Origin of the sequence: Hansschlegelia zhihuaiae (genome assembly GCF_004103825.1) — a bacterium.
Classification (GTDB): domain Bacteria; phylum Pseudomonadota; class Alphaproteobacteria; order Rhizobiales; family Methylopilaceae; genus Methylopila; species Methylopila zhihuaiae.
On record NZ_RYFI01000001.1, the window covers coordinates 1 to 4,184 of the forward strand.

Genomic DNA, 4,184 nt, shown 5'->3' on the forward strand with positions numbered 1-4,184 from the left:
GCGTAACTTGACCCAAAACACGGAAGATGCCCCGATCGAGTCCGGGCATGACGAGGGCGGCGCCCCTGCCCCGCACGAAAGACCCCGCGCCGGTCGCCCCCGGAGCGGGGTCCCCGACCTACTCCACGATCCAGGACGGACGCCCGGCCGCGTAGCTGTCGAGGCGGTTCTTGGCCAGGAACTTGTCGAGCAGGCCGGCGACCTGTTCGTTGTCCATGTCGGCGAAGGGGATGTGGGTGCTGCCCCAGAGCTTGGCGTCGCGCCCGAGCACCAGCACCCTGGCGTTGCCGCCATAGCGGTTGATGAGCTTGGCGGCGAGCCGCGACTGGATGACGAAACGGTCGGTCTCGGGCCGGTTGTCGCCCCAGACGAACTGGATCGCGGTCAGCTTGGCGAGCTTCTTGAAGTCCGCCAGCGGCACGTGGATCGGGCCGAAGGCGCAGATCGGGCCCGGATCCGTGCAGGCCGGCGGGGCCTCGGGGTCGCCCTCGGGGAACACGTAGCCGATGCTCTCATAGGTCACGATGCCCTGGATGTTGCGCTTCGTGGCCTTGGTTGTCGTCACCATGGCCCGGAGGCCACCGGCGGAGTTCGTGAGATAGACGATGCTGTCGCCGAGCTTGCCCGAATCCGCGGCGATCGCCGCCGCGTCGGTCTGGAGCTGGATGTTGGCGCCGGTGTCGAACTCGTCATAGCGCGCGCGGGTCGCCTGGTTCCAGGCCTCGGCGTTGGTGGTGGGGAACTGCACGCCCGGATACCAGTCGCCGGGCTTCGGATAGCCCTGCGGCCGCAGCGGGCCGAACAGCCAGGCGGTGAAATTGCCCTGGTCGCGATAGGACGGCACGTAGTTGATCGGCTCGCAGCTCCAGTTGGCGCGGCCCACGCGCGGCCCGTCCCACAGGAAGACCGGATAGTCGCGGCGCAGGAACTTGTCCTTGTAGCCCTCGCCGCCGTCCCAGCGGTTCTGCCATCCTTGCGGGCTCGAGGAGTGCCACATCACGAGGCTGGTGCGGCGCGGTCGCCAGGGGATGAAATACTCCATGTAGCCGTGGTCGCAGGACAGCGTCTCGCCGGCGTTCTCCGGATTGGCGATGACCTGGCCGCCGACCGCGAAGCCGCCGGAGCGCCAGAGCTTGATGGGCTTGAGCTTCTCGGCCGCGAAAGCCGCGCCGGCGGAACCTAGGATGAGCGCGGCGGCCAGCAGGCCGAGGCCGAGGCGTCCGCGCCGCCCGGCCTTGACCGCTTGATTTTTATTCTTGTTCATTGCGTTTCTCCCGATTGTAACGGCGCGTCTTTTACAATCCGATCTGCAGTCGTGCGCGCGCCGATGGGAGGAAAATTAGGGATATACGTAAGACGGAACTACAACGATCTTGCTTTTTCGAGCACGATCCTGCCGGCGCCTATCTTTTCATCGGCCCGCCCGGGAAGTCCGGAGAGGCGCGTGCGGGGCGCGGCCGACATCGGGAACGTCGCGCGGAGGCTTGGTCTTCGCCGTCGTCGAAGTTCGTTGACAGCGACTTTGCGAGCCCGAATGTTTCAGTCGCTCACAAGGTGGACCCAGGCCGATGAGAGCGGAGCGGATCCAGTACAGCTCGCAGGGACGACGCGTGCCGTTCTTCCGCGCGCCCGAGCTTGCGAGCGCCAGCCTGCGCTGGACCGGCTTCAGCTTCGAGGAGGCGAGCGGGCCGAACGAGCCGCTGCCGGCCCACGCCTGGGCGAAGACCACCCTGCTCTATGTCACGGACGGCCAGGCGTCGCTCAGGTGGAAGCATCGCGGCGTCTGGAACGGCGACCTGATCGAGCGCGGCACGGTGTCGATCATCCGCCGCGACGCCGAGATCCAGAACGCCGTGCCGGACGGCGCGATCGAGATGATGGTGCTGCAGCTCGACGGCGCGCGGCTCGAGACGCTGGCCCCCGACGAGGTGTTGGCGATCGAGCGGTCTCTGGAGTCCGCCCAGGTCACGCAGGACCCGCAGCTCGCGGCGCTGATGGCCGCGATGCGCGCCGAGGTCAGGGGCGGATGCCGCTCGGGACGGCTCTACGCGGAGTCGATCTCGACCGCCCTGCTGGCCTATCTCGCGGCGCGCTACGCCGCCCCGCACGCCGAAGCCGGCGCCGCGTCCGGCCTGTCGCCGGCCGAGATGCGGCGGCTCGTCGGCCATATCCGCGAGAACCTCTCGGGCGCCATCTCGGTGACCGAGCTCGCCGCGCTCGCGCGGATGAGCCCGTCGCATTTCGCGCGCGTCTTCAAGGCGGCGTCCGGCATGACGCCCTATCAATGCGTGATGCGCGAGCGCGTGGCGCGGGCCAAGACGCTTCTGGCTGAGAGGATTCCGTCGGGCCGCGTGGCCGCCGAGGTCGGCTTCGCGAGCCAGAGCCATTTCGCGAAGGTTTTCCTGCAGGTCACCGGCGTCACGCCGAAGCGCTACCGCGCCGACTGCTAGCCCGGCGCCTTGCACGGCTCGCGACTCTCGGCGCGGGCGCCTATATTGCCCCCCATGCCAAAGACCTCCCGCCGTCCCGGCTTCGCCGAAGCGCCCCAGGCCGACTTCGAGGGCGAGGCCGTCGCCCAGGCCGACGCCGCGCTGCTGAAGGCGCTCGGCCGCGGCTCCGCGGCCGCCGACCAGGCGCGCGCCGAAGTCGCGGACCGCGAGACCGCCAAGGCCGCGAGCGAGCTTCCGGCGACCTTCGGGGCGAAAGCGTCTCCGTCGTCGTCCTCGGGCTTGACCCGAGGACCCATCTCCGGCGCGGACGCGCCGGGAGCGATGGATGCCCGGGTCAAGCCCGGGCATGACGAGGCGGGTTCTGCAAGCGCGCAGCCGAAGCGCGCGGCGCCCAAAGGCAAGCGGCGGCAGCTGCAGGACCACGAGCCGGCGCCCGACCCACAGAAGGCGCCGCGCGGCTTCGGGGCCACGCCGGAGACCGACGTCGGGCTGCTGCCGGCGGATTTCGACCCCTCGGCCGGCGTCTCGGCGACCGTCGCGGCGCTCGAGAACCTGATCCAGCACGGGCGACCGGAGCTGAAGGGCAAGCCGTGGGTCCCACACCGCCCGCCCCGGCCCGAGAAGCTGGAAAGCGGCCAGACATTCCGGCTGGCGAGCCCGTTCGAGCCGAAGGGCGACCAGCCGACGGCGATCGCCGAACTCGTCGACGGCGTCCGCCGCGCCGAGCGCGACCAGGTGCTGCTGGGCGTCACCGGCTCGGGCAAGACCTTCACCATGGCCAAGGTCGTCCAGGAGACCCAGCGGCCGGCGCTGATCCTCGCGCCGAACAAGACGCTGGCGGCGCAGCTCTATGGCGAGTTCAAGTCGTTCTTTCCAGACAACGCCGTGGAGTACTTCGTCTCCTATTACGACTACTATCAGCCGGAGGCCTATGTGCCCCGCTCGGACACCTATATCGAGAAGGAATCGTCGATCAACGAGCAGATCGACCGGATGCGCCATTCGGCGACGCGCTCTCTGCTGGAGCGCGACGACGTCATCATCGTGGCCTCGGTGTCCTGCATCTACGGCATCGGCTCGGTCGAGACCTACACCTCGATGACCTTCACGCTGAAGGTCGGCGAGACCATCCCGCAGCGCCAGTTCATGGCCGACCTCGTGGCGCTGCAATACAAGCGCGCCGACATCAACTTCGTGCGCGGGACCTTCCGGGTGCGGGGCGACACGATCGAGGTTTTCCCGGCGCATTACGAGGACCGCGCCTGGCGGATCGGCCTGTTCGGCGACGAGATCGAGAGCATCCAGGAGTTCGACCCGCTGACCGGCGCGAGGACCCAGGACCTCTCCCAGGTCCGCATCTACGCCAATTCGCATTACGTGACGCCGCGCCCGACGCTCAACCAGGCCATCAAGGGCATCAAGGACGAGCTCAAGATGCGCCTGACCGAGCTCACCAAAATGGGCCGGCTGCTCGAGGCGCAGCGGCTGGAGCAGCGCACCCAGTTCGACCTCGAGATGATGGAGGCGACCGGCTCCTGCGCCGGCATCGAGAACTATTCGCGCTGGCTGACCGGCCGCAAGCCCGGCGAGCCGCCGCCCACTCTGTTCGAATATCTGCCCGACAACGCGCTGGTGTTCGCCGACGAGAGCCACGTCACCATCCCGCAGATCGGCGGCATGTATCGCGGCGACTTCCGAAGGAAGGCGACGCTCGCCGAATACGGCTTTCCGCGG

The 4,184-nt window shown here is 68.5% G+C and carries 3 protein-coding genes; 2 read left to right on the forward strand and 1 reads right to left on the reverse strand.

The window, feature by feature from the left end; genetic code table 11:
• Nucleotides 1–118: 118 nt before the first annotated feature.
• Nucleotides 119–1,264: an alpha/beta hydrolase gene (locus tag EK403_RS00005; protein WP_128775470.1), complete on the reverse strand. Its 1,146-nt coding sequence runs from the start codon at nucleotides 1,262–1,264 to the stop codon at nucleotides 119–121.
• A gap of 304 nt (nucleotides 1,265–1,568) precedes the next feature.
• Here EK403_RS00005 and EK403_RS00010 point away from each other — a divergent pair, with 304 nt between their 5' ends.
• Nucleotides 1,569–2,450 (forward strand): helix-turn-helix domain-containing protein, encoded by an 882-nt coding sequence (locus EK403_RS00010; RefSeq protein WP_128775471.1) that lies wholly within the window; start codon nucleotides 1,569–1,571, stop codon nucleotides 2,448–2,450.
• Between the two features lie 54 nt (nucleotides 2,451–2,504).
• The coding region (locus tag EK403_RS22805; RefSeq protein WP_245479419.1) for a DEAD/DEAH box helicase family protein at nucleotides 2,505–4,184 on the forward strand (1,680 nt) is incomplete at its 3' end.